The following is a 23056-nucleotide window of genomic DNA, read 5'->3' on the forward strand; positions in this document are numbered from 1 at the left end:
CTCACCGCACCTCCTCGACGCCGAGGCCCCAGTCGGTGCGCGCGAACACGGCGAAGACGACGCTGGCAAGCGCCATCCATCCGATATGCCACCATAGCCACACAGGCAGTCCGGCCGCGATCGTGCTGGTGTCCCAGAGGAACCATGGCACTGCCAACGCCATCAACACGAGCGCGACGACTGTCCACCCAGCGGCCCTGACCGTACTCATATTACGACAGTCTAGCCGCTGGCGGTACTAATGGGTAACGAATCTTCACCGACAGTCGTTGAAGAACTATATTCTTCAATACACGCGGGTCCCGGGTTCGACGTCCCTTTCGGGTGTCAGGTGGACGACGCCGTCCTCGCTGTCGACGCCGGTCACCAGACACTCGCTCTCGAAGCCGGCGATAGAGACCGTCCCGAGGTTGACGACGGCAACGACCTGCGATCCAAGCAGGTCCTCAGGATCGTACACGTCTGTCAGCCCCGCGGCGGACTGGCGCGTCTCGTCGCCGAAATCAACGTCGAGTTTGTACACGTCTTTGCGTGCTTCGGGGAACGGCTCAACGGCAACGATTTCACCGATACGCATCTCTACGTCTTCGAGGAACCGTGCGGGGTCGATCTCGGTTTCAGTGAATCCCATGCCCCCCGATTGTCCGTCCAGTTATTTTATGACAGCGTTCGCAGCAACGGTATGCAGACAGCGATCCAGCTCTGGACGCTCCGTGAACTCCGGGAACCGCTCTCGGACGTGCTCGACCGCATCAGCGCCGCGGGCTACGACGGCGTGGAGTTCGCCGGTATCGGCGACCCGGGTGCGTCCCGGCGCGCGCTCGACGAAGCGGGACTCGGCATTGCCGGCGTCCACGTCCAACTGGAAGACCTGCAGTCCGACCCGCGCACCGTTGGCAATCAGGCCCGGACACTCGACGCGCCGTACATCGTCCTCCCGTATCTCGACGACGACCACTTCGCCAGCGAGCGGGCAGTCGAGTCGACGGCGACCCTGCTCGGGATGCTTACGGCTGACCTCGACCGACCGCTACTGTACCACAACCACGACCACGAGTTCGTCCCGTTCGGCGACGGGACCGCCTTCGACGCGCTCGCCGACCAGACGACCATCGGCTTCGAGTTCGACGCCGGGTGGGCGCACGCGGCGGGGCAGGACCCCGTCGAACTGATCCGGCGACTTGATGGGCGCGTTCCTATCGTCCACCTCAAGGATATGACAGCGGACGGGAAGCCGACGGTGCTCGGCGACGGTGTGGTGCCGCTCCAGGCAGTAGTTGATGCGGCCCGCGAGGCCGGAACTGACTGGCTCGTCTTCGAGCACGACGACCCCAAGGACCCGGTCGACGCCATTCAGGCCGGTATCGACGGCATGAGTTCGTTACTAAACTGAGTGGCCGATCTGTCGGGAATGGCGCGTTTCACAGAAGCGGTGTCGGGTCGCTGCGTCCCTGCGAGAGGGTTTGATCCTCGACTCGCGTGCGCAAGGTTATTCCGCTGTACTACCCAACATCAGTATAGTGACAGCAGTCCGTCGGAACACCGGTTGACGGGCTGGAAAACAGGATAATCATGCAAGATACGGCGAAATATCTGATACATGCCGACATCACGGCGGCGGGAGTCGTCGAGCGCAGCGACGTCGTCGGCGCGGTGTTCGGCCAGACGGAAGGATTACTCGGCGACGAACTGGACCTGCGGGACCTGCAGGACTCGAAAAAGGTCGGCCGCATCGACGTGGAGATACGCTCGGAGGGTGGACAGTCCTTCGGCGAGATTACCGTCGCGAGCGGGCTCGATAGAGTCGAGACTGCGATTCTCGCCGCGGCACTGGAGACCATCGAACAGGTGGGGCCGTGCCGCGCCGAGATCGAGGTCGCCGAGATCGAGGACGTGCGCAGCGCCAAGCGGCGCGAGGTCGTCGAGCGCGCGACGGAGCTGCTGAACGACTTCGAGGAGAAGTCTATCCAGACTGCAGACATCGTCGAGACGGTCAGACAGCAGGTCCGGGTCGCCGACGTGACCGACTACGAGGGGCTCCCGGCCGGACCGCGGGTGGCCGACTCCGACGCGATTGTCGTCGTCGAAGGGCGCTCTGACGTGATGCAACTGCTGAAATACGGTATCAAGAACGCCGTAGCTGTCGAAGGTACGGATGTCCCGGATGCTATCGCGGACCTGACAGCCGGCCGGACGGTGACGTCGTTCCTCGACGGCGACCGCGGCGGGGATCTCATCCTGAAGGAACTCGCGCAGGTCGGCGACGTGGATTACGTCGCCGTCACGCCCACTGGCAAGTCCGTCGAGGACCTCTCCCGGAGCGAGGTGATGTCGGCGCTCCGGGACAAGGTGCCTTACGAGACGGTCGCAAGCGCCAAGAGCCTCGACAGCATCCGCGAGGAGATGTCTCAGACAGGGGAGTCAACGACCGCCGATGGCGGTGCCGTGACCGCCGCGATATCGGACGACACCGCTGACAACCAGCCCGCGCCCGATGCACAGACCGGGTCGGCGCAGACAGAGACAGCCGACGGAGCGACGAACGGCGCGAACAGTCCGAACGCGGCCGCCGTGACGGATGCCGCGACCGAAAGCGATGACGGACCGACCATCCCGTCGCTCTCGGACCACATCGAAGCCGTCATTCGGAACCACAGCGAGACGGCCAGGCTGGTCGACGAGGACGCGACACTGCTCGCAGAGGGCGTCGCCGACGACGTCGTCTCGTTGCTTGAATCCACCGAGGACGTTCCCAACACTGTCGTCATCGATGCCGACTGCTCGCAGAAGCTCCTCGACGTTGCCGCCCAGCGCGGTGTCGATGTCGTCGTCGCGGCCGGCCACGGCGAGTACGTCAAACAACCGACGGCCGTGCAGGTCCGAATCGAGGGCTAGAGGGCTCGAACGAGCAACACCCCGTCGCCGTCGTCGTAGTGATCGGGGAGTTCATCGGCGACAGAGAACCCGAATCCATCATAGAACGAGCGCGCTCGCTCGTCGTCCGCGCGCGCTGTGAGTCTGATTGTCTCGAACCCACCAGTCCGGAGCCTGTCCAGCAGCCCGTCCATCAGTGCCGTCCCGAGGCCCTGCCCCTGTTTGCCGGGTGCGATTGCGAACTCCGCTAGGTACGCGATCGGATGGTCCGGCACGACCAGCGCGTAGCCGAGCGGTTCGCCAATATCGAGCACCAGCACGAGCGGCGGGCCGTCGATTCCGACACCCAGGAGTTCCGGCCACGGCTCGTCAAGCGCGTTTGTCTGAATAACCCGGAGCCGGGATTCGTCCCCGGGACGGGCCTCGCGAATCATGGGAGACCGACGACCAGCACGACGCCGACCCCGGCCAGTGCGGCCGCCAGGGTTGCGAGCATATTGACGCCCTGGTTGCCGACGACTGAGCCCTCGACGGTGGCGCCAAGCAGGCTGTCGACGATCATCCCGACCAGCCCACACAGGAGTATGACGCCACTGCCCACTGTGGTGATGTCTTGTGTGAGCGCAGCGATACCGGCGATGATGCCCGCGCCGACGGCCCCGGCGGCCACACCCTGCCAGGTGACGCCGCCGTCAGTGCCCGGCTCAACGGGTTTGAGCGTCGTAATGAGCCGTGGGTTGTCGTAGAGCCCGCCGAACTCACTGGAGAACGTGTCGGTCATCGCGGCGGCGACAGCCCCGGCGAAGGCATAGAAGAACAAGAGCGGGTTGACAGCGATGTGGCTCGGACTCGCCGCCGCCGCGACGACGGCGAACAACGCGACGATGGAGTTTGCGAGTACGTTCCCACTCCCACGTGCGCCCTCGTTCTCCTCGGCGATGCCGCGGTCCAGTTTCTCCTCGTAGCGGAACTTCGTCGAGAGGCCACCGAGCGCGAAAAAGGAAATCAGCATAGCGAACCAGCCGAAGCCGCCGAGTACGATGGTCAAAAAGGAGAGGAGAACGCCAGTGAGCATCCCCGGAAGGGATGCGGTGTCGAGCGCGTAGGAGAGATAGCCGAGCAGGACTGTCACGGCGAGCGCGATGACGACGCGCTGTGCCGTCACCGACGGATCGAGTTCGAAAAACAGCCACAGTAGCAGTCCCACAGTGAGCATCACCAGCGGGTCGTCCCGTTCGAACAGGACCGACCGAAGCAGTGCGGCGACGAACGCGCCGCTGGCGGCGAGAAACAGCACGAGTGGAATATCGACAGCGGCCGCTCCCTCGCCGACAGCGGCCTGAATCTGCGCCCCGAGAACCTGCCCCGCGACGCCGGCGACGAAGCCAACGAGAACGAAGCCCGCAGTTGCGACCACATCGTCGGAGCGGACGGTGTATGCGAGCCGCTGGCCGAGGTTGCCGTAGGCGACGATGACAACGACACCGACGAACACCGGCACCGGTAAACTGAAGCGAACGGCAAGCAGTGCGAGCCCGGCGGCGGCAAGCGAGAAGGCCGCTAGCCCGTACAGTTTCCCGTCCTCGTAGTCACCGGGGCGCGCGAACAGGTCGAACAACCGCGAGTCCTGCCCGATGATCGTCACGCCGAGCGCGGCGACGAGGACGAAAGGTGCGATAGCGGCGACAGTCGCGAGTTCGAGCGAGCGAAAGCCCGTTGCGGCCGGAACGGCGACCGCAAGGGTCCCCACGGCGGCGAACGCGCCTGCCCGACGGACTGTGCCAGTCACGTCCCACCGGTATCCCCGAGAGGCACTTACCCTTTCCGAACTGTGGAGGCGACGGTACCGTGAGATTTACTGGGGCTGTCAGCATACCGGCGGACGTGGGACTATACGACCGATATCTCGCGACGCGCGTTCGGCGCAGCGACGCCGACCTGCCCGAGACGGTCGCGCTGGTGATTACGGAGCGGGATCTGCTTGGAGACGGTGCATACCGGACCTTGGAGCGATTTTTCGACTGGGCGGTCCAGTACGGCACCGATACCGTCGTCGTCTACGTGAGCGTTCTCGACGAGGAAGCGATTCCGACGCTGCAGCGCGAACTCGAAAGTGTCACCGCGCCACGGGAGATAGCGGTCAGAGTACCGGACGACGAGACGACGGCTGATGCCCCGATTCAGATTTCAATCGGCCTCGGCGGACAGTCTGAGTTCGCAACGGCCGTCCAGAAACTGGCAGAAGATGTCGATGCGGGATCGCTCGACCCGAGCGACATCGACGAGGCCGCAGTAGAGGAACATCTCGTCTTCCCGGCCGACCCGGATCTGGTGATCAAAACCGGGGCCGAGCGGCTCTCGGATTTCATGATCTGGCAGTCCGTGTATTCGGAACTGTACTTCACAGACGTGAACTGGCAGAACTTCAGACTGCGGGATTACCTGCGGGCGTTACGGGATTACCAGGAGCGACAGCGTCGGTTCGGGCGGTAATCAGTCCGCGAGATCGTACTCCTCGTCGAGTTGCTCGCGTTCGGTACTCGGGAGCGCGTCCCGGAACCGTCCGAGCATCCGTTTAGCCGTCGGGAGTTCCGACTGCTCGATAGCACGAACCAGTGCGAGCGAGCGCTCAGCACGGGTCGTCCGCCAGGACTGCTCGCGGTTCTGGTACGTCCGGATCGCTCGCAGGAAGTCGACTTTCCGGAACTCGGGCCAGTAGGGGGTACAGAAGAACGTGGCGGCCTCGTTGCCGTTGGCGTGCCACGGCAGGAAGTTCGAGGTCCGCTCGTCGCCGCCGGTCCGGACGATGAGGTCGACATCGCGGGTCGGCCCCTCGTACAGTCGCTCCTCAATGGCTTCCGCGGAGACATCCGTCGGGTCAAGCGTCCCGGCCTCGACGGCAGTGGCGACGTCGCGAGCCGCACCGAGCAGTTCGGCCCGGCCGCCGTAGGCCAGCGCGATGTTGAGGTTGAGCTGATCGTACTGGGCGGTTCGCTCTTCAGCGTAGTCGATAGCGTCTCGGACCCGCTCGGGCAGCATCTCCGTCTCGCCGATGGCGCGGATACACACGCTGGCCTCGTGGACCCGTTCGGCGTCGGCAAAGGTCCGGAGCTTCCGTTCGACGAGGTCGAAGATGTGTTCGCGTTCCTCGGGGTCGCGGTCGAAGTTCTCCGTCGAGAACGTGTACAGCGTCACCTCACGAACGCCGAGTTCGTCGCACCAGTTCAACAGCGCCTCCGTCGTTTGGGCCCCTTCCCTGTGGCCCTCCTGCTTTTTCGCGCCCTGCTTTTCAGCGTATCTTCGGTTCCCATCCATAATGACGGCGACGTGGTCGGGCGTCCCTGACAGTTCCCACTGGAGCAATCGCTCGTAGGCCGCATATCCCAGTCGCTTCCCCCTCGATAGCATCGTTGTGTACATTTCAACCACTCAATAAGGGCTTTGTGGAAGGGATCGGGTACAGTTATTTCCTCCCTAATCTATCGAAATATATGCGCATAGTTTTAATATACCCCGGCTTAACGTTCAAATTGCAATGGCGACCGGTACGGTAGACTTCTTCAACGACACAGGCGGTTACGGTTTCATCGATACCGAAGACTCCGACGAGGACGTCTTCTTCCACATGGAGGACATCGACGGTCCTGACCTCGAGGAGGGGCAAGAAGTGGAATTCGAGATCGAGCAGGCCGACAAAGGCCCGCGCGCGAAAAACCTCACGCGGCTGTAACCATGGCGACAGGCACTGTCGACTTCTTCAACGATACGGGTGGCTACGGTTTCATCGAAACCGACGATGCCGACGAAGACGTGTTCTTCCACATGGAAGACGTCGGCGGCCCGGACTTAGAAGAAGGACAAGAAGTCGAATTCGACATCGAACAGGCAGACAAAGGCCCGCGGGCGAAGAACCTCGAGCGACTGTAAGCGAGAACGACTCGCTTTTCAACAGGTTCGCTACTGACCGAGCGGCGCGACTCGGCAGCGCGTGGGTTCCCACCGCTGTGGCCGCGCCGTCTCTCGATCCGAATATCTTCGGGTAGACCGATCAGCGCTCCGAATCCGAAGTGTCTTAGGGACAGCAACACCGACCGCAAGGTATGAGCGAGGCCGACGCACTCGACGATGACCTTTACCGCCGGACCAAGCAACTGCTCGAACCGGGCGAGATTCAGCTCAACGGCGCTGTCGTCCACACGGAGTACGACGGCAGCGACGAGATCGAGATGATGCAGGCCACCATCGAGGTCGGCGAACTCATCGCCGAGGGCACGGGCTTGGACCCGACCGACACGTACGTCTACTCCGGCAGCGATGATCCGGAATTCGCGTCGAACCAGCACCAGGGCCTCACGCTGGACGGCGAGGAGTTCGTCTGGGAGTGCCAGCAGCTCCTACGCAACGGCTCCTTCGATCTGGTGTTCTACTACGAGGCGAGCGCCGACCACGATGGGATTCTCGAAGCGATCGAGGACGCTGGCTACGCGGTCACCGGCGTCGAAGGCGAGTAAACGCGTCAGTCGCTAGCCGACAACCGTTCTTGACAGTTGTGACAGTAGGTGTAATCGGGGCCGTTCGCCGCGCCACAAATACGGCAGTCCGTGGCCTCGACGGCGGCCTGTTCGAAGTAGGCGTTGAGCTGGCCGGTGTCGCGGCCATTGCGTCGGCCGCTGAACTGCTCGACGAGCGTGTCATGAGCGGCGTAATCCATGAGCCGGAACATCAGCACGAACCACAGCGGCACCCCTACCAGGACGAACAGGTAGACCAGCAGCCGGACTGTCAGTTCGGCTGTCGAAATCTGCACGTGTACGGTTGGGACGTGAGCGGCTAAAACGCTCCGACGACCCGGATACTGGTACCGGCTATCCCGGACTGCTTTTATTCGCAGAACCCCCAGCTTTCCGTATGAGCGAAGACCTCGGGACGGTAGACCGGGCGGTGTTGAACGCCTTCCAGGGCGGCTTCCCGGTCGTCGAACGGCCGTTCGAGCCGGCCGCGGCGGCCCTCGCCGACCACGGCGTCGACATCGACGCGGACGAGCTGCTAACGCGCGTACAGGACCTCGACGACGCGGGCGTGCTCACGCGGTTCGGGGCACTCATCAACGCCGAAGCGATCGGCGGCACTGCCACGCTCGTCGCAACCCACGCCCCCGAGGACAGCTACGACGAACACGCCGAGATGATAAACGCGTACCCGGAGGTCGCGCACAATTACGAGCGCGAACATCCGCATCTGAACATGTGGTTCGTTCTCTCGGTGGCCGAGGAAGGACGGGTCGAGGAGGTTCTGGCCGAAATCGAGGCCGAAACTGGCGAGGAGACGTACAACCTCCCGAAACAGCAGGAGTTTCACGTCGGCGCGAAGTTCCCCGTTGAGGGGCCACAGACGCAGGATATCGACTGCTCGGATCTGGGACCGGACGTAACACCGACGGATAGCCAGTCCCTGACCGCCGACGAACTGGACCTCGTGCTGGAAATCCAAGACGGTCTCCCGGTCACTGCCACACCGTACGCCGACGTGGCCGACGAAATCGACGCTGACGTTGATTGGGTACTGGAGACGATCAAGCGCTTCAACGCGGAGGGGAAAGTCCGCCGCGTCGGCGTCATCCCGAACCACTACGCGTTGGGCTACAGCGAGAACGGGATGACCGTCTGGGACGTGCCCGACGAGGTCATCGACGAGGTCGGCCCGGCCATCGCCGAGTTCGACTTCGTAACCCACTGTTACGAGCGGCCCCGTCACGACGGTGTCTGGCCGTACAACTTCTTCGCGATGACCCACGGGCGAAGCGAAGCGGAGAGTCAAGAGCGCATCCAGCAAGTCCGCGACCGGATGGCCGACCACTGGGACGTGTCCGAGGACGACTGGGACACGCTGTTCTCGACGCGCATCCTGAAGAAGACAGGTATCAGACTGGACGAACGAGCGCGGCAGAACACAGAGACGGCGTGACCGAACCGATGCAGTGGCTCCTGGCGGGAGGCGGTTGCCGATGATTCCGCTTATGCACGATTTCGAGGGCGAGACAGTACTCGTCGTCGGTGGCGGTCCAGTCGGTGCGCGCAAGGCCCGAACGTTCGCCGCGGAAGCGAGCGTCGTCGTCCTCAGCCCCGAGTTCGGCGACCGGACGTTCGCTGACGCCGAAAAGGTCCGGGCCGCACCGGCCCCCGAGGACGCCACGGAGTGGGTCGAGCGGACCGACCCGGCGCTGGTCGTCGCCGCGACGGACGACTCCGACCTGAACGACGCCTTCAGCACAGCCGCTGAGGAGCACGGCGCGCTCGTCAACCGCGCCGACGACCACGGCGACCAGTCGTTTGGCAACGTCGTCGTGCCGGCCACTGTACGGGACGACCCGGTGACGCTCGCGATTGCGACCGGCGGGCGCGCGCCGGCGCTATCGAAACACCTTCGCGAGCGGTTCGAAGACGAGTTCGGAAACGCTGGTCTGATGGCTGAGGTCGTCGGCGACCTCCGTGAGGACCTGCGCGACCGGGGGGTCCCGGCGGCCGAACGGCGCGACGCCGTCAGGTTCGTTGTCAGGTCACGGGAAGTTTGGAAGGCTTTAGATAGTGGCAGGTACAAGGGAGAGCAAGTAGCTAGAGACGTGATCGGAGAGTTACCTGGTGATCAAACGTGAGAGGGGACACTGGTGCAATCGTTGGGGTCTGTATCTCCCATGAGCGCGCAAGCGTCGACCAATTAGAGACCGCTGCGGCGGACAGCGAGCGCCACGCCGTCGAATCCCTGCTCGCCAACCCAGAGGTCGAAGAGGCGATTGCGCTGCAGACGTGCAACCGTACCGAAGGGTACGTCGTCGTCTCTGATCACGAGGACGGGCTTGACGCGCTCGAACTGTTCACCCGTGCCGTGCCCGATGACGTCGTCGTCGAGATGGGTCACGAGGAGAGCCTCCGTCACTTGCTCCGAGTAGCCGCCGGGCTCGAATCGATTGTGCTGGGCGAGGACCAGATCCTCGGCCAGCTCCGGACCGCCTACGAGACCGCCCGCGGCGTTGGCGGCATCGGACCGATGCTGGAAGACGGTGTCACGAAGGCGATTCACGTCGGCGAGCGCGCCCGCACGGAGACGAAAATCAACGAGGGCGTCGTCTCGATTGCCTCCGCCGCGGTTCGCCTTCTCAAACAGGAGAGTTCGCTAGCGGATGGGACAGCGCTCGTTGTCGGGGCCGGCGAGATGGGCCAACTCGCTGCGGAGGCGCTCAGCGAGGAAGTCGACCGGCTGCTCGTGGCCAACCGGACGGTCCCACACGCGGAGCACATCGCTGAATCGGTCGATATCGACGCCAGCGCACTCGCACTCGACGGTATCGAAGCCGCCGTCTCCGAGGCCAGTGCCGTCATTTCGGCAACGGGAAGCGGCGATCAGGTGTTCGATATCGGGACCTTCAGCGATTCCGGCGACGTATCCATTGTCGATATTGCCCAACCGCGTGATGTCCCGGCGGGCGCGGACCGCCTCCCGTCGGTGACGGTGTACGATCTCGATGCGCTGGAGTCGGTGACCGCCGAAACACGGAACAAGCGCCAGAAAGCCGCCGAGGCGGTCGAGCGCATCGTCGACGAGGAGTTCGACCGCCTGCTCACGCAGTACAAGCGCAAACGCGCAGACAGAGTTATTTCGACGATGTACGAGAGCGCCGAACAGGTCAAGGCGGCAGAAATAAACAGCGCACTTTCGGCAGCTGACTTCGACGATGAGCAGGCGGAGGTCGTCGAAGCAATGGCCGACGCCATCGTCTCGCAGATCCTCGCCGCGCCAACCAAGAGCCTGCGCGACGCCGCGGAGGAGGACGACTGGTCGACGATCCATACGGCGCTCCAGTTGTTCGATCCGGACTTCGGCGGCCCGGATCAGGCCACGCCGCCCGAGTTCACCCAGGGTATGTCGGTCGACGACATCCCCGACGGCATGCGCGACGAGATCCCGAACGCGATGCTCGACCGACTCTCTGACGACTGACCACGCCCACCTTTTTGCCCACGCCGCCCGACGTAGCCGATATGGCAGACTTGCTCTCTGACGACGAGATTAGCGACCGACTACCCGAGCAATGGACCCGCGAGGGCGACGAAATCGTCCGCGCCTTCGAGTTCGACGGCTATCTGGACGCGTCGGGCTTTCTGAGCGCCGCAGCCGGTCTCGCCGAGGACGCGTGGCATCACCCGGAGATGACAATTCGCTGGGGTGAGGTCGAAGTTCGACTCACGACCCACGACGCCGGCGGCATCACGGAAAACGACATCGACCTCGCCGAGCGGCTGAACGGCATCCACGACTGACGGTGTAACCGTGGACACGACCGACGGACTCGCGTCGCTCCAGCCGACTGACCCCGACGGCGCGACCGTACAGTATGTTTTCCGGGTAGAAATTCGACTGGAGCCGGACGCAGATGGGCTGTGGACCGACCCTGACCGCTTCGAGACGACGCTGTACCGGACGGCTGACGACCCGGGCAAAAGCGGCTGGCTGTTCTTCTGGGACACGCTCTGGCGGGGCGAACTCGCTGACGAACCGCACTTCCGTCGGCTCGTCGAGGATGAACTCGGCTGTCCAGTCATCTCGGCGTCGTTCAGTGAACTCCGGACCGACGAGGCGTATCTGGATTCGCTGAAAGCCGAAATTGCCGACGATCTGGCTCTGTTCAACGCTGACTCGGTCAGCGAGGTGCTCACCAAGTATCTCGGAAGTTCGATACGGGTGACATAAGCAGAGCCGCTGCTGTGTAGTCAGTGACTACAGGTGTGTTATACACCTCAAAACTGACAGTAGGGCCCGAAAGACTATATTCGAAAATCTCCAATAAATCTACCTCTCATGACCACCGACTACGACTTCTGGCTGTTCGACCTCGACGGGACGCTCGTCGACATCGAGCCAGCGTACCCCCGGAAGGTAATGGGCGCCGTCGGCGACCGCCTCGGCGTCGAGTTCACCGACCGGGAACGGGATGCACTCTGGTACGGATTCGGTGGGACACGGTCGCGGACGCTTCGAGAACGCGGCATCGACCAGCAGGAGTTCTGGCGGCTGTTTCATGAGGAGGAAGACCCCCTCGCCCGGGCCGAGGCGACGTACCTCTACGACGACGCCGAGACGTTTCTCGCCACCCTCGACACACCGGTCGGACTGGTCACACACTGCCAACAGTACCTCACCGAGCCGGTGCTCGACCATCTTGACATCGCCGACTGGTTCGAGACGGTCGTCTGCTGTGACGACGACATCGGCTGGAAGCCCGACCCGAAGCCGGTCGAACTGGCGATGCGGGAGATGGATGTCTGGTACAACGGCCACAGCGGCGTGCTGGCGGGAGATAATCCGTCAGACATCGGCGCGGCGTGGAACGCGGGCCTCGATGGCGTCCACGTCGGCCGGCGGTCCCCGGCAGAGACAGGTCGGTGCGTGCGTGGTGACAAACGCGTCGCTACGTTACTCGACCTGGCGTCGTCTCAGGGCAGGTAGTCCCAGTTTTCCACAGAAACGGTCGTTCCGGCATCGATACCAGCCTCGTCAGCGGCCACGGATACCCAGCCGTCAGCCCGGGTCGCCGTCGCCAGGTCAACGCCGGGCAGCGGCGTTGCTGTCCCGTCGTTCACGGCGACCGGCGTAAACGTCCTGACACCGTGTTGACTGTCGATGGCCGCCGCCAGCGTCGCTCGTGTCTCCGGGTGTGCAGACAGTGGTGCATCGGCAAACGCCTTCAGTAGCGGGCGAAGGAGCTGTACCGCGCCGACACGGGCTGCACTTGGTGACTTCGGCAACAGCAGGACCGGACGGTCCTCGACGACGGCGACGCCCGTCCGCTGGCCCGGGTCGATATCGACGTAGTCGGTGAACACCTCACCGAGATCTGCAACGACCTCGCGAAGCGTATCCCCCGGCTCGGTCCCGGTGATGACGAGCGCATCACGGGTGAGGTCGCGCTGGACAGCCATCCGAAGCGCCGGAGCATCGTCGGCGACGGGGTCCCGGTAGGTCACCTTCCCACCCCACCGGTCGACGTACTGAGCCAGCGTGAACCCCGCTGTCTCGACCTCGTGAGCGGCGCTGGCCTCCGCTTGGAGTTCGTCACCAGTCGGTACGATTCCGATCTGCGGTCGCTGGCGGACGAGCAGTTCGGAGACGCCGGTCGCCCGCAGCAGTCCCACATCGCCGGGCCGTACCTGATGGCCCCGGTCGAAAACGGTATCATCGACCGAGATATCCGCTTCCTCCACGGGTTCGTTCGCCGTCGCATCTGTCGCCAGAACTCGTCCGACAGCGACGGAGAGCGGAATTCTGTCCGTTCGGTCGACGGGGACGGCGAAGCTGCCGAGCTGTCTGCGAGCGGTCTCCAGTGCGAGCGACTCGGCCTCCGACGGCGGGGAGCCAGCCATACCCTTGCTAGTGGGTACTGTGGCAAAAACGCCCCGAGTGGCCACGGCACATCCGTCACATCTCCACACGGACTGGGAACGTTTTTCCTCGGTCGGGTCGGCATCGACGTATGGTCCTCCCGCAACTGGTTGGCATCGTGTTCATGACCATCGGCGGTTTCGTCCTCTTCCGCGGCGGCCGGGAGCTCAAAACGGTGTTCCACATTCTTCGAAACGACCCAGTCCCGGTGCGCTCACTCGACGGGCACACTGGTCCCGTCGAAATCACTGGCACAGCCGTCACCAGCGATGATGCCGGAACCGTCACCGCCCCTTTTACCGGTAGCGAGTGTCTGGCCTACACCTACGAGGTCGAGGAGTACCGGTCGTCGGGCAAACACTCGAACTGGGAGACGCTGGACGAGGGGCAGGACGGCGTCGACTTCATCGTCGACGACGGGAACGCGCGCGTCCGCGTGAACCCAGATGGAGCGGACGTACGGTTCGAATCACAATCGGTGACGGTGTCCCCCGGGACTGAGCTTCCCGACCGCCTGGCCGACTACGTCGAGCGAACGGAGGGCGTCGAGGCCCAAGATGGGTCGGTGAACCTGCTCGTGACGGAAATCAGCCTGGGGAACAAACAGCGCTTTACCGAGCGTCGGCTGGACGTTGGCGAGGACGTGTACGTCTACGGCCAGGCGATGCGTGGCCCCGCAACGGCGTGGGGGAGCAATCTGGTCGACGCTATCGTCGGGGACGGCGACGGGACGCCGGTGTTCGTCATCTCCGACACCAGCGAGCGTGGCACTGCGCGGCGGATTGTTCGGGGTGCTATCGCCGAGACTGTGTTCGGTCTTGCCGCGGTTATCATCGGCAGCGTTGCCCTCTTGTCCGGGCTTCTGTAGTGGCCGAGACCGTCGGGTTTACCACTGCGTACCACTTAGATGGGCGCATGTCTGCCCTGCGTGAAGCGCTTCGGGACCTTCCCGACGCCGTGTTCGCGGACGTGCTCGAATCCGAGGACGAATACCTGCTCGTGCTCGATCTGCCGGGCGTGACCGCGGAGACAATCGACGTAACGGTTGAAGGGGGCCGCCTTCGCATCGACGGGCAACGGACCAAGGACGTGCCCGGCGAGTTCACGTTCGTCCGCGAGGACCGCTCCGTGTTCCTCGACGCCGAGCTCCCGCTCCCGCCGGACACGACCGGGCAGGGCGGGGAGGGGACCGTGGAAAACGGCGTCCTCGAACTCCGCCTGCCGAAGGCGACAGCCGCACCGAGCACGACAATCCCGATCGACGGGGACTGACCCAGAGGTGGCAAGCCGGTGAATCTTCGCGCGTACTGGCGGTTCCTCGTCGTTGCACGCCACTTCCTGCCCCTGTTGGTCGCGTACGCACGAGACCGAAAGCGGTTCTTCGTGGTCGGCTCATCGCGCCGGGTCACGTCCGAACAGCGTCGCAAACGTGCACAGCAGCTGCTGGATTCGTTGCTGACCCTCGGCCCGACGTTCATCAAACTCGGACAGATTCTCTCGACGCGGCCGGACGTCCTGCCACCGGAGTACATCGAGGAGTTTTCGAAGTTACAGGACCGCGTGCCGCCGGCCGACTGGGACGAGGCACGGATTGTCATTGAGGACGAACTGGGGTCTGTCGACGACCGCTTCGACGAGTTCGAGACGGAGGCGATAAGCGGCGCGTCGCTCGGTCAGGTGTATCTGGCAGAGATCGACGGCGAGAAGGTCGCCGTCAAGATTCGCCGTCCCGGTATCGAAGCGCTCGTCGAGGCCGACCTGCGGGTCGTCCGCTGGTCGCTCCCGCTGTTGATGTACTTCATCGACGATTCCCGGTCGTTCTCGCTTGAGACGCTCGCCGACGAGTTCTCCAAGACCATCCGCGAGGAGATGGACTACCAGCGAGAGGGCCGGATGCTCACCGAGATCCGGGAGAACTTCCGGGACAACGACCGCATCTGCATCCCCAAGGTCAAGGAGTCCCACTCCACGCGGCGCGTCCTGACGATGGAGTACGTTCCCGGCACGAAGATCAACGACATCGACAGCCTCGACGCCGGCGGTATCAACCGGACGGAGCTGGCCGAGACGCTCCAGCGGGCGTACCTCCAGATGATTATCGACGACGGCGTGTTCCACGCCGACCCGCACCCCGGAAACCTCGCCGTGCAAGACGATGGGACGCTCGTCTTCTACGACTTCGGGATGTCCGGCCGTGTCGACCCGTTCGTACAGGACAAGATCATCGACTTCTACGCCGCCGTCGCCGACCAAGACATCGACGCCATCCTCGATGCCCTCATCGAGATGGGGACGCTCTCGCCGGAGGCCGACCGGCAGGTGATGGGCGACGTGATGGAACTGGCCATCGCCGACGCCCGTGGCGAGGACATCGAGCAGTACCGCGTCCAGCAGATTATTCAGCAGGTCGAGGACACCATCTACGAGTTCCCGCTTCGCCTGCCGGCGAACCTGGCGCTCGTGTTGCGCGTCGCCACGGTCGTCGAAGGCGTCTGTGTCACGCTCGACGAGGACTTCGACTTTATCGGCGTCGCGACTGACTACCTCCGTGAAGAGGGGTACATCGCCGAAGGTGTGCGGAACTTCGTCGAAGACCGGGCGACCGAAGTGTCCGATGCCGCCCGGTCAGCCGTCCGAATCCCCCCGAAACTGGAGTCCGCGCTCGACAGGGTCGAACGAGAGGACTTCCGCGTGCAGGCCGACATCGAGGACTCCGATGGCTTGCTCGCAACGATGACTAAGCGACTCATCCTCGGGATGTTGCTCGCGAGCACGCTGTTCTCGACAGCGTTCCTGTACACGCAGGCGTCGCTGCCGGCCACTGGTGTCGGCATCGCCGGAACCATCGGCCTCTCCCTGGCGCTGTGGTGGTCGTTCCGCTCGAAGAAGGCCGTCCGCGCCAAGCCGCAGTTCACGCGCCAGAGTATGCGCGAGCAAGACCGGGAGAGCCCGGGTGGGCTCAACACCTCCTTTGGCGAGGACACTGACGACGCCTACAGCGGCGACTGAACGCCGACTGGGAAGCGGTCAGAGCCGCTTTTCGAAGTGGACGAGTTCGTACTCCCCCTGCGTCGACCGGCCGACCTCTTGGTACCCCTCGTCGCGGTAGAACGCGACTGCGGCGGGCTGGCTCTGTGATGTCGTCGCAAGCAGGACCTCGTACCCCCGCTCGGCCACTTGCTGTTCGAGCTTGTGGAGGAGGTTGCGACCGTAGCCGCGCCGCTGCCGGGAGGGAGCGACTCGCATCCGGTGGAGTTCGGCCGCGCCGGGGACGGTGCGCTCGTCCGCGTGGCCGACGTCGTTCGGGAGGAACCCGCCCATCGCGGCTAGGCCGCCGTCGAACGTCTGTGGGAGTTCGTCGGTGTCGTCGGGAACGACACCGACGAGAAACGCGCCGCCGCTGTCGAAATACCGCGTCTCGATGTTTTCCAGGTCCGACGTTCCGGGGATGTCGCTGGGGTCGTTGCCAGTCGCTCGTATCGCCCATTCGTGGAGACGCCAGACAGCGTCGGCGTCCCGGTCATCGTAGGACCGAAATTGAATCTGGTCGGTCATCGAATACGTCCAAGATTGTCATTGTCGGAGAGGGGGTTTAATTGGCTCTGTTGAAACTCTCAGGCGGTGATACAAACGGTGCGGTGAATAGAGAGCTTGTAGTCAGCAATCATCCAGACGATCACACGTAAACATTGTACACCCCCTACAGAAGTCCGTTCATACGTTCACTCTGCAACGGCCCAGAAGCGAACGCTCCCCGGCACCCTCCACAGTAGTTCGGGGAGATCGCTATCGTTTCGATCATCGAGTGTGGTCTGGTGGTGCCGTGGTTCGAGAAGTCGCTTGACGGTGAATCCGGCATCAACGAGGGAATTGTGAAGATCGGCAACCGTGTGATCAAAGGCGATCAAGTTCGCTTCGTAGTCGTCGTTAATCGTGATTTCCCGCCGACCGGTGTCGTAGTAGCTGCGTTCGAAAATCTCTTTTTCGACATCCAGACTCTCGTGTATGGGGTGTGGCACGCTGAGGACGAAGATGCCGCCGTCTCGGAGAACGCGGTGAACTTCTCGAAACGCCTCATCGAGATGCTTGATCATCTGGTAGACTGTCTCGGAAGACGCTACATCGAAGCTGTCGTCGGGGAGCGGGAGGTTCGTGATATCTCCTTTGAGAAACTGTGCATCAACATCGTAGAAATCTCGCAACTGCCGTGCGTGCTGCAGTTGTTCGCCTGAGATATCCACTCCGACGACGGTTTCCGCACCAAGCTCAGCGGTCCCGATACTTGCTTGGCCGCCTCCACATCCTAGTTCGACGTAGTCCTTCTCTGCAACTGAATCAAGAATGTCGGGTTGAGGCTCGCCCGGACCATCCGAACCGAATGGCGATGGCGCCGGCGGAAGCTCCCCATCCACGGTATTTGCGTTCCATAACGCTTGGAAATCATCGCTCCATTCGTTCCAGAGTTGCTGGTTTTCGTGTTTGTGTTCGGTCATCAGCCCTGTGTCTGGGTCATTCTAGTCGCCTTGTATCAATTGTTTCGTTAATTTCACTTTTCAGTCATTCTCTCATAGAACACTGCACGAGATATACCACCCTGTATTCAGCCGCCTGCTGAGACCTATCGGCGTTTGAGGGTTTCACAAGACTGCTTAATTCTACCTTATCAGTGTATGGTTCTATTATACGCCTTTGAATTTATCCGGAACGTTCAGTATTCAGTGTCTGGTATAGGGGGTATGAGAAAACACGGTGGCACGTGCTGGGTGCAACCCCCAGTCTGCGGACGCGATACGTCGGTAACATTGCGAGTGAGGGGGAAGGTGGGTCGGTTATGACGGCTTCAGCAACCCAGAACGTGGTGCTAGTCACGGTTGACTCGCTGCGGGCCGACGCGCTGGGTGGCGCTGACAGCGTCTCCCCTGTCATGGATTCTCTCGCCGACTCGGGCGTCGTCTTCGAAAACGCCGTGGCACAGGGGAACTGGACGCCGTTCTCGTTCCCTAGCATTCACGGATCACGCCCAGTATTCTCGGAAAGCGAGGACATCGGTCTGGCGTCAACGCCGACGCTGGCCGAGCAGGTGTCCGATGCCGGTATCGAGACGGCTGGGTTCAACGCCGCAAACGGCTTTCTCACCGACCACTGGGGATACAACCGCGGATTCGACGAGTTCGAGCCGTTCGTCGACAGCGACGGCTACAGCAAGTACCTGGCAGCTCACCCGACGATTCAGGCATGGGTCCAGCTCGGCACTTCACCGTTCCGTCGTGCCGCGACCGTCCTCAGCGGGGGGTCCGACGAGCGCCCCTTCGCCGACGTGTCTCGTATGGGGGACCTCGAAGACCACGCCACCGAGTTCCTAGAGACGACCGACGGACCGTTCTTCCTGTGGGTCCACTACATGGACACGCACACGCCGTACGTCCCGGCCCCGCGGCATATCCGCGAGGTATCGGACAACCACTTCGGCGTCCTCCGGATGCTCAGCTCTCACCTCCGAACCGGGCTGGGCTGGGAGGTCGACGACCGGACGCTGGAGACGCTCCGGACGCTGTACGAGGCGACAGTCCGGCAGGTCGACGCCAGCGTCGGTCGGCTTCTCGACACTCTCGAAACCGAGGGGCACCGCGACGACACAGCCGTCATCGTCGCCGGCGACCACGGTGAGGAGTTCCTCGAACACGGTCACCTTGCTCACTATCCCAAGCTCTACCGGGAGCTCATCGATGTTCCCTACATCGTCTCAACGCCGGAGAGCGAGGGCCAATCGGTCGAGACGCCGGTCGGCCTCGACACGATCGCACCGACGGTGTGTGATCTGCTGTCGCTCACGCCGGCGACGGAGTGGGACGGGGCGTCCGTCGCTCCAGCGATCCACGGCGAGACCATTGAGGATCGCGGCCCCATCGTCTCCGCGGCGGTCCGGGGCGAGAGCGTGACCAGTCAGCCGATTCCGCGGAGCCGTGCGGACGGCGAACTCCTCCTCAGTGCGCGCGACGAGCGGTACACGTACATCGAGTTCACGGAATCAGGGCGCCAGGAACTGTACGACCGGACGAACGACTCTGAGGAACAAGTCAACCTCTGCTCGGACACGACGGACGCCGACCCGCCCGCGACCGTCCTCGACCGGCTGTCGGATGCCGTTGCCGACCACCTCGCCGAACTCGACAGCGACGGGAATCGGGCTGGAAACACTGAAGCGTCCGACGAGATAACAGCACGGTTAAAAGCGCTCGGTTATCAGTAAGGCTGTATGGCGTCCGCTGTCGTCACACCGGCCCGGCGACAGCAACTCATCCGGTTTTTCCTCGTTGGTGTGTTTGCCGCGTCGGTTCAGCAAGCGCTGCTATGGTTGTTCAACGATATCGGTGGCCTGAATTACATTTTCGCAGCCGCTATCGCAATTGAGTGTACGATTTTGCTCCAGTACGTCCTCAACAACGCCTGGACGTTCCACCGGTCACAGCATTCGGATCTGCGGGAGTACGTCGTCGGGTTAGGGAAGACAAATCTCGTTCGTGGGACGGCGATCCCGCTCCAGTTAGGCCTCCTCTACGCCTTTGTCACCTGGGGTGGCGTCGTGCCGCTGGTCGGCAATGGTGGGGCTATCGTCATTACGGGTGTGTACCGGTACGCGCTGGACACCCACTGGACGTGGGGTTAGACGGTTGGGACGGGGACCTCGTCGAGCACGCTCTGGATGACTGTTCCCTTGTCGACTTGCTCGACGCGGGCATCAGGTGTCAACACCAGCCTGTGGGCCAGCACCGGCTGTGCGACCCGCTTGATGTCGTCCGGCGCAACGTACTCCCGACCGGCAATCGTCGCCATCGCTCGCGTCGCCTCGAACAGTCGCTGGGTCCCGCGCGGTGAGACCCCGACGTCCACGCGGTAGTCGTCTCTGGTCGCCCGGACGAGGTCAGCCATGTACTGCAGCAGGTCGTCGTCGACGGTAACCGTCTCCGGTACGCTCCGGAGTTCTTTGACTGATTCCGCGTCGAGTATCGGTTTCACCGTTGGACTCTGTGTCGTCCGGCCGGCACGCCGCCGGAGGAGTTCGACCTCGCCTTCGTCGTCAGGATAGCCAAGTGAGGTTTTTGCCAGGAACCGGTCGACCTGCGCCTCTGGTAACTCGAAGGTCCCCTCCATGTCGACTGGGTTCTGCGTGGCGATGACGAAGAACGGTTCGGGCAGGTCGTACGTGTCCCCGTCGACAGTTACCTGTCCCTCTTCCATCGCTTCGAGCAGCGCGGACTGGGTCTTTGGCGGTGCGCGGTTGATCTCGTCGGCCAACAGGACGTTGGCAAACACCGGCCCCTCAGTGAATTCGAAGCTCCGGGATTCCTCGTTGAAGATGTGTGTCCCAGTGATATCGGCCGGCAGGAGGTCCGGCGTGAACTGGATACGGGAGAACGACAGTCCCAGCGCGGTCGCAACGCTGCGGGCGGTCAGCGTCTTTCCCGTGCCGGGCACGTCCTCAAGCAGGACGTGGCCCTTCGCGACGACTCCCAGCAGCACCGTCTCGAAGAAGCCACGGTCAGCGATGACGGCACTCCCGATCTCGTCGAGGATCTGACTCGACACTTCGCTTGCCTCGGTAGCGTCCATAGCCTGTCATGTTACGGGTTCGATAAAGGGGTGTCGAGTCCGAAATCGAAACCCCTAAAGAGCAAACGGCGGTACTGATGGGTGAGCCGAGGTAGCCTAGCCTGGCCAAGGCGGTTGCTTCGAGAGCAACTGTCCTCACGGACTCAGGAGTTCAAATCTCCTCCTCGGCGTTCTCTGTAACAGAACCGACGAGCGTGGCGAGTCGGCAGTGTTACAGAAGCGGATCGTATCCGGTCGAGCCGTCAGGTCAGCAGGAAGATCAGCACGCTGATCGTCATGACGATGAGAATAAACGCGCCAGCCAGCGCGCCACCCATCGAGACCATCGCGTTGGCAGTCGAGGCCAGCGTCTCGGTCCGGTCGTTGCCGAACACCGTCACGGTCGCCTGTTCGCTCGCCATCCCGGCCTCGACGGGTTCGAGGTCGGCGACAGCTCTGTCGACGAGGTCGCCGATGAGCGCAACGATCTCCTTCTCGGAGATCGCCTGTCCGACCTGGTTCTCGGCCTCGACAGTATTGACGATATGGGTGTCACTGGTCATTACCTCCACTATATCCACGCCTTCGGTGGCGTCGATGATGCGCTGGCGGAGGCCCGGCTCCATGTTGTTGCCGTCGATGAGTACGTACGCCGTTCGCTGGTCGTTGACCTCGAAGACACAGACACGGATCCCGAGTGGGCCGATGCCATCTTTGGGTTCCCAGGGGGTTTCGTCCCAGGCGACGCCACAGCTGAGTCGGCCAGTTTCGGCGTCCGTGAGCAGGCTTCCAAGCTGTCCGGCTCCGTGGAGCATATCGAAGGACCGCTGACTGCCGGGAACGACGTGGCCGAGGTCGTCACCCTCGAGTCCGTCGTTGGAGTTGTGTGCGTCGACTAGAAGTACGTCCTCGAGCCCGTCAGCCCGCGCTTCCGACATCGCCGAGAGTCCGACAGCGTACTCAACGTCGTCGGCACAGCCCGGCGCGTACGTGTTCACGACGAGCGCGTCGTCGCCGAAGGCTTGGCCGGTCAGCGTGGCTTCCCCTTCGGTGACGCGAGTCCCTGCCGTCGCCTGGTCGTCGTATTCGAGGTTCTGGTACGCCGTCTCGGCCGTCGACAGGATGGTGTCGACCTCCCGTTCCGTGACGAGGTTGAAGTCGTGGCCGGCGGTCGCGTGTGGCGGGAAGGCCAGACCCTCAGCCGACTCGGCGACGCGTCTGGGGAGGTTCCCACCGCCGATTTCGCCCATCGGGCCGGGGTGAATCATCGGCAGGACGAATCGGGCTTTCTCCTCGCCGCCCGACCGGCGGACCGACAATACGGTGACCGGGACGACGGCTTCTTCGCCGATGTCCTCGAAGAATTCCTCCAGTTCTCGCGTGCCTTCGGCGATGTGCCCGATGAAACCACGGAGGAAATCCAGCGCGGAAACGCCGAGAGAGGAGCGCCACGGTTGGTCGATGACAACGAGGAACAGCCAGACCGCCAGCGCGTAGATGACACAGATAACCGCGAGAATGATGAAATCCTGTGGAATAAACCCCTGTACCTGTGGCGGAACCTCTTCCGGGCGGGAAAGGTACTCCCGGAGCATCGGGTCTTCAAGGATGAACGCGGTCGCCCCGCTGTATATGGCCAGCAACACGGCGGCAGTGACTGTCTGGACACTCGCCGGGATCGCCGCTTTCAGCAGTGAGTGTCGCGAGACGGCCATCAGTATCAGTAGCCGGAACGCGAATATCGACGCTAGCGCGACTAGCAATACGTCGAAGACGAAGTTCTGCCCGAGGCGGACGGTAAAGATGGCGATAACGCCGGCAATGGTCAGCATCGCAATCGTGATGAGCTCACAGATGACCGCAAGCAGGGTAGCCCGGTTCGGGGTGAGTTGTCCGCCCAACTGCCGGTCGACCCACGGCGTCACGGCACTGGCGATTGAGGTCGGCAGACCGATGAGAAACACGCCCTGCCAGGCGTCATCGAGAATGAATCGTGAATCAAACGCAACAATGCCGGTCATCGCGGCGATGACCAGCGCGAAGGCTAGGCTCGTATACCAGGTCGGAGCCCTGAAAATAAATCGCGAAAGGCTAGCAAGATTGCCCTGTGTCGCCGTCATTTTTGTATCACACCCTACGAGCGAATATAAAACCAGTT

Annotated in this window: 28 protein-coding genes and 1 tRNA gene; 18 read left to right on the forward strand and 11 right to left on the reverse strand. The window is 63.0% G+C overall.

The annotated features are described in order from the left end of the window. Window position 1: 1 nt before the first annotated feature. Window positions 2–211 carry a DUF3311 domain-containing protein gene (locus C443_RS16975; RefSeq protein WP_005537913.1) on the reverse strand — a complete coding sequence of 70 codons (210 nt, stop codon included), beginning with the start codon at window positions 209–211 and terminating at the stop codon, window positions 2–4. A 75-nt stretch (window positions 212–286) separates the two neighbouring features. Further along, window positions 287–631, reverse strand: a complete 345-nt coding sequence (locus C443_RS16980) for a tRNA-binding protein (protein WP_005537914.1) — start codon at window positions 629–631, stop codon at window positions 287–289. 51 nt (window positions 632–682) lie between these two features. Between C443_RS16980 and C443_RS16985 the strand changes: the two genes are divergently transcribed. Together C443_RS16985 and dnaG are read left to right on the forward strand one after the other, a co-directional pair. Next, window positions 683–1393, forward strand: a complete 711-nt coding sequence (locus C443_RS16985) for a sugar phosphate isomerase/epimerase family protein (RefSeq protein ID WP_005537915.1) — start codon at window positions 683–685, stop codon at window positions 1391–1393. A 179-nt stretch (window positions 1394–1572) separates the two neighbouring features. Then, window positions 1573–2895 carry a DNA primase DnaG gene (dnaG, locus tag C443_RS16990; protein ID WP_005537918.1) on the forward strand — a complete coding sequence of 441 codons (1323 nt, stop codon included), beginning with the start codon at window positions 1573–1575 and terminating at the stop codon, window positions 2893–2895. Here the strand turns inward: dnaG and C443_RS16995 are convergent. Continuing rightward, complete coding sequence (locus C443_RS16995) at window positions 2892–3308, reverse strand: GNAT family N-acetyltransferase (RefSeq protein ID WP_005537919.1); 417 nt, start codon at window positions 3306–3308, stop codon at window positions 2892–2894. The genes dnaG and C443_RS16995 overlap by 4 nt on opposite strands. Next, window positions 3305–4663 (reverse strand): DUF92 domain-containing protein, encoded by a 1359-nt coding sequence (locus C443_RS17000; protein WP_005537920.1) that lies wholly within the window; start codon window positions 4661–4663, stop codon window positions 3305–3307. Before C443_RS17000 ends, C443_RS16995 begins: the two co-directional genes overlap by 4 nt. A 95-nt stretch (window positions 4664–4758) precedes the next feature. Here C443_RS17000 and C443_RS17005 point away from each other — a divergent pair, with 95 nt between their 5' ends. Further along, complete coding sequence (locus C443_RS17005) at window positions 4759–5367, forward strand: undecaprenyl diphosphate synthase family protein (protein ID WP_005537922.1); 609 nt, start codon at window positions 4759–4761, stop codon at window positions 5365–5367. Here C443_RS17005 and uppS read toward each other — a convergent pair whose 3' ends face one another. Then, window positions 5368–6294 carry a polyprenyl diphosphate synthase gene (uppS, locus tag C443_RS17010; protein WP_005537923.1) on the reverse strand — a complete coding sequence of 309 codons (927 nt, stop codon included), beginning with the start codon at window positions 6292–6294 and terminating at the stop codon, window positions 5368–5370. Window positions 6295–6409: 115 nt separating this feature from the next. On the opposite strand from uppS, the gene C443_RS17015 reads away from it, so the two are divergent. The 3 genes from C443_RS17015 (at window position 6410) to C443_RS17025 (ending at window position 7385) form a co-directional block, all read left to right on the forward strand. Continuing rightward, window positions 6410–6604: a cold-shock protein gene (locus C443_RS17015; RefSeq protein WP_004517065.1), complete on the forward strand. Its 195-nt coding sequence runs from the start codon at window positions 6410–6412 to the stop codon at window positions 6602–6604. Window positions 6605–6606: 2 nt separating this feature from the next. After that, entirely contained in the window at window positions 6607–6801 is a 195-nt protein-coding gene (locus C443_RS17020; protein ID WP_004957702.1) for a cold-shock protein, read from the forward strand. A 173-nt stretch (window positions 6802–6974) separates the two neighbouring features. Beyond that, on the forward strand, window positions 6975–7385 hold the full coding sequence (locus C443_RS17025) for a DUF5778 family protein (RefSeq protein WP_005537929.1): 411 nt from the start codon (window positions 6975–6977) through the stop codon (window positions 7383–7385). Window positions 7386–7390: 5 nt separating this feature from the next. On the opposite strand, the gene C443_RS17030 is transcribed toward C443_RS17025, so the two are convergent. Then, a complete protein-coding gene (locus C443_RS17030; RefSeq protein WP_005537930.1) occupies window positions 7391–7681 on the reverse strand; it encodes a DUF7577 domain-containing protein in 291 nt (96 codons plus the stop codon). 101 nt (window positions 7682–7782) lie between these two features. On the opposite strand from C443_RS17030, the gene ahbB reads away from it, so the two are divergent. The 6 genes from ahbB (at window position 7783) to C443_RS17060 (ending at window position 12375) form a co-directional block, all read left to right on the forward strand. Continuing rightward, entirely contained in the window at window positions 7783–8838 is a 1056-nt protein-coding gene (gene ahbB / locus C443_RS17035) for a siroheme decarboxylase subunit beta (RefSeq protein WP_005537931.1), read from the forward strand. Window positions 8839–8878: 40 nt separating this feature from the next. Continuing rightward, on the forward strand, window positions 8879–9526 hold the full coding sequence (locus tag C443_RS17040) for a precorrin-2 dehydrogenase/sirohydrochlorin ferrochelatase family protein (protein ID WP_005537933.1): 648 nt from the start codon (window positions 8879–8881) through the stop codon (window positions 9524–9526). Next, window positions 9523–10869: a glutamyl-tRNA reductase gene (gene hemA, locus C443_RS17045; protein WP_005537934.1), complete on the forward strand. Its 1347-nt coding sequence runs from the start codon at window positions 9523–9525 to the stop codon at window positions 10867–10869. The genes C443_RS17040 and hemA overlap by 4 nt, the downstream gene beginning before the upstream one ends. A 41-nt stretch (window positions 10870–10910) precedes the next feature. After that, entirely contained in the window at window positions 10911–11189 is a 279-nt protein-coding gene (locus C443_RS17050) for a 4a-hydroxytetrahydrobiopterin dehydratase (protein ID WP_005537935.1), read from the forward strand. A 10-nt stretch (window positions 11190–11199) separates the two neighbouring features. Beyond that, window positions 11200–11619 carry an LWR-salt protein gene (lwrS, locus tag C443_RS17055; protein WP_005537936.1) on the forward strand — a complete coding sequence of 140 codons (420 nt, stop codon included), beginning with the start codon at window positions 11200–11202 and terminating at the stop codon, window positions 11617–11619. Window positions 11620–11727: 108 nt separating this feature from the next. Then, window positions 11728–12375 carry an HAD family hydrolase gene (locus C443_RS17060; RefSeq protein WP_005537938.1) on the forward strand — a complete coding sequence of 216 codons (648 nt, stop codon included), beginning with the start codon at window positions 11728–11730 and terminating at the stop codon, window positions 12373–12375. Here C443_RS17060 and C443_RS17065 read toward each other — a convergent pair. Further along, window positions 12363–13289: a molybdopterin-binding protein gene (locus C443_RS17065; protein WP_005537940.1), complete on the reverse strand. Its 927-nt coding sequence runs from the start codon at window positions 13287–13289 to the stop codon at window positions 12363–12365. The genes C443_RS17060 and C443_RS17065 overlap by 13 nt on opposite strands. A 110-nt stretch (window positions 13290–13399) precedes the next feature. On the opposite strand from C443_RS17065, the gene C443_RS17070 reads away from it, so the two are divergent. Genes C443_RS17070 through C443_RS17080 form a run of 3 tightly spaced genes read left to right on the forward strand, consistent with a single transcriptional unit; the run spans window position 13400 to window position 16317 of the window. Continuing rightward, on the forward strand, window positions 13400–14176 hold the full coding sequence (locus C443_RS17070; RefSeq protein ID WP_005537942.1) for a GIDE domain-containing protein: 777 nt from the start codon (window positions 13400–13402) through the stop codon (window positions 14174–14176). A 47-nt stretch (window positions 14177–14223) separates the two neighbouring features. After that, window positions 14224–14580 carry an Hsp20/alpha crystallin family protein gene (locus tag C443_RS17075; RefSeq protein ID WP_004957670.1) on the forward strand — a complete coding sequence of 119 codons (357 nt, stop codon included), beginning with the start codon at window positions 14224–14226 and terminating at the stop codon, window positions 14578–14580. 18 nt (window positions 14581–14598) lie between these two features. Next, window positions 14599–16317 carry an ABC1 kinase family protein gene (locus C443_RS17080; protein ID WP_005537943.1) on the forward strand — a complete coding sequence of 573 codons (1719 nt, stop codon included), beginning with the start codon at window positions 14599–14601 and terminating at the stop codon, window positions 16315–16317. Between the two features lie 18 nt (window positions 16318–16335). On the opposite strand, the gene C443_RS17085 is transcribed toward C443_RS17080, so the two are convergent. Beyond that, a complete protein-coding gene (locus C443_RS17085) occupies window positions 16336–16863 on the reverse strand; it encodes a GNAT family N-acetyltransferase (RefSeq protein WP_005537945.1) in 528 nt (175 codons plus the stop codon). A 167-nt stretch (window positions 16864–17030) separates the two neighbouring features. After that, window positions 17031–17801: a class I SAM-dependent methyltransferase gene (locus tag C443_RS17090; RefSeq protein ID WP_005537946.1), complete on the reverse strand. Its 771-nt coding sequence runs from the start codon at window positions 17799–17801 to the stop codon at window positions 17031–17033. A gap of 338 nt (window positions 17802–18139) precedes the next feature. Between C443_RS17090 and C443_RS17095 the strand changes: the two genes are divergently transcribed. Together C443_RS17095 and C443_RS17100 are read left to right on the forward strand one after the other, a co-directional pair. Next, the gene (locus C443_RS17095; RefSeq protein WP_005537948.1) at window positions 18140–19558 is read left to right on the forward strand and encodes a sulfatase; all 1419 of its coding nucleotides are present in this window, start codon (window positions 18140–18142) and stop codon (window positions 19556–19558) included. A 6-nt stretch (window positions 19559–19564) separates the two neighbouring features. Continuing rightward, window positions 19565–19975, forward strand: a complete 411-nt coding sequence (locus C443_RS17100) for a GtrA family protein (protein WP_005537950.1) — start codon at window positions 19565–19567, stop codon at window positions 19973–19975. On the opposite strand, the gene C443_RS17105 is transcribed toward C443_RS17100, so the two are convergent. Then, window positions 19972–20919 carry an AAA family ATPase gene (locus C443_RS17105; RefSeq protein ID WP_004591469.1) on the reverse strand — a complete coding sequence of 316 codons (948 nt, stop codon included), beginning with the start codon at window positions 20917–20919 and terminating at the stop codon, window positions 19972–19974. The genes C443_RS17100 and C443_RS17105 overlap by 4 nt on opposite strands. Window positions 20920–21004: 85 nt before the next feature. On the opposite strand from C443_RS17105, the gene C443_RS17110 reads away from it, so the two are divergent. Then, window positions 21005–21089 (forward strand) — tRNA-Ser (locus tag C443_RS17110). A 72-nt stretch (window positions 21090–21161) separates the two neighbouring features. On the opposite strand, the gene C443_RS17115 is transcribed toward C443_RS17110, so the two are convergent. Further along, on the reverse strand, window positions 21162–23018 hold the full coding sequence (locus C443_RS17115) for a DUF2070 family protein (protein WP_005537952.1): 1857 nt from the start codon (window positions 23016–23018) through the stop codon (window positions 21162–21164). Window positions 23019–23056: the final 38 nt, after the last annotated feature.

Source organism: Haloarcula argentinensis DSM 12282 (assembly GCA_000336895.1).
Classification (GTDB): Archaea; Halobacteriota; Halobacteria; order Halobacteriales; family Haloarculaceae; genus Haloarcula; species Haloarcula argentinensis.

What these genes read in the sequence shown, in the direction of transcription:
- C443_RS16985 (WP_005537915.1), top strand. Translation starts at nt 683, where the DNA reads ATGCAGACAGCGATCCAGCTCTGGACGCTCCGTGAACTCCGGGAACCG.
- C443_RS17090 (WP_005537946.1), bottom strand. Translation starts at nt 17,801, where the DNA reads ATGACCGAACACAAACACGAAAACCAGCAACTCTGGAACGAATGGAGC.
- C443_RS16995 (WP_005537919.1), bottom strand. Translation starts at nt 3,308, where the DNA reads ATGATTCGCGAGGCCCGTCCCGGGGACGAATCCCGGCTCCGGGTTATT.
- C443_RS17095 (WP_005537948.1), top strand. Translation starts at nt 18,140, where the DNA reads ATGACGGCTTCAGCAACCCAGAACGTGGTGCTAGTCACGGTTGACTCG.
- C443_RS17115 (WP_005537952.1), bottom strand. Translation starts at nt 23,018, where the DNA reads ATGACGGCGACACAGGGCAATCTTGCTAGCCTTTCGCGATTTATTTTC.
- uppS (WP_005537923.1), bottom strand. Translation starts at nt 6,294, where the DNA reads ATGTACACAACGATGCTATCGAGGGGGAAGCGACTGGGATATGCGGCC.
- C443_RS17065 (WP_005537940.1), bottom strand. Translation starts at nt 13,289, where the DNA reads ATGGCTGGCTCCCCGCCGTCGGAGGCCGAGTCGCTCGCACTGGAGACC.
- ahbB (WP_005537931.1), top strand. Translation starts at nt 7,783, where the DNA reads ATGAGCGAAGACCTCGGGACGGTAGACCGGGCGGTGTTGAACGCCTTC.
- C443_RS17060 (WP_005537938.1), top strand. Translation starts at nt 11,728, where the DNA reads ATGACCACCGACTACGACTTCTGGCTGTTCGACCTCGACGGGACGCTC.
- dnaG (WP_005537918.1), top strand. Translation starts at nt 1,573, where the DNA reads ATGCAAGATACGGCGAAATATCTGATACATGCCGACATCACGGCGGCG.
- C443_RS17085 (WP_005537945.1), bottom strand. Translation starts at nt 16,863, where the DNA reads ATGACCGACCAGATTCAATTTCGGTCCTACGATGACCGGGACGCCGAC.
- C443_RS17075 (WP_004957670.1), top strand. Translation starts at nt 14,224, where the DNA reads ATGTCTGCCCTGCGTGAAGCGCTTCGGGACCTTCCCGACGCCGTGTTC.
- C443_RS17105 (WP_004591469.1), bottom strand. Translation starts at nt 20,919, where the DNA reads ATGGACGCTACCGAGGCAAGCGAAGTGTCGAGTCAGATCCTCGACGAG.
- C443_RS17050 (WP_005537935.1), top strand. Translation starts at nt 10,911, where the DNA reads ATGGCAGACTTGCTCTCTGACGACGAGATTAGCGACCGACTACCCGAG.
- C443_RS16980 (WP_005537914.1), bottom strand. Translation starts at nt 631, where the DNA reads ATGGGATTCACTGAAACCGAGATCGACCCCGCACGGTTCCTCGAAGAC.
- C443_RS17015 (WP_004517065.1), top strand. Translation starts at nt 6,410, where the DNA reads ATGGCGACCGGTACGGTAGACTTCTTCAACGACACAGGCGGTTACGGT.
- C443_RS16975 (WP_005537913.1), bottom strand. Translation starts at nt 211, where the DNA reads ATGAGTACGGTCAGGGCCGCTGGGTGGACAGTCGTCGCGCTCGTGTTG.
- C443_RS17040 (WP_005537933.1), top strand. Translation starts at nt 8,879, where the DNA reads ATGATTCCGCTTATGCACGATTTCGAGGGCGAGACAGTACTCGTCGTC.
- C443_RS17020 (WP_004957702.1), top strand. Translation starts at nt 6,607, where the DNA reads ATGGCGACAGGCACTGTCGACTTCTTCAACGATACGGGTGGCTACGGT.
- C443_RS17100 (WP_005537950.1), top strand. Translation starts at nt 19,565, where the DNA reads ATGGCGTCCGCTGTCGTCACACCGGCCCGGCGACAGCAACTCATCCGG.
- C443_RS17025 (WP_005537929.1), top strand. Translation starts at nt 6,975, where the DNA reads ATGAGCGAGGCCGACGCACTCGACGATGACCTTTACCGCCGGACCAAG.
- C443_RS17070 (WP_005537942.1), top strand. Translation starts at nt 13,400, where the DNA reads ATGGTCCTCCCGCAACTGGTTGGCATCGTGTTCATGACCATCGGCGGT.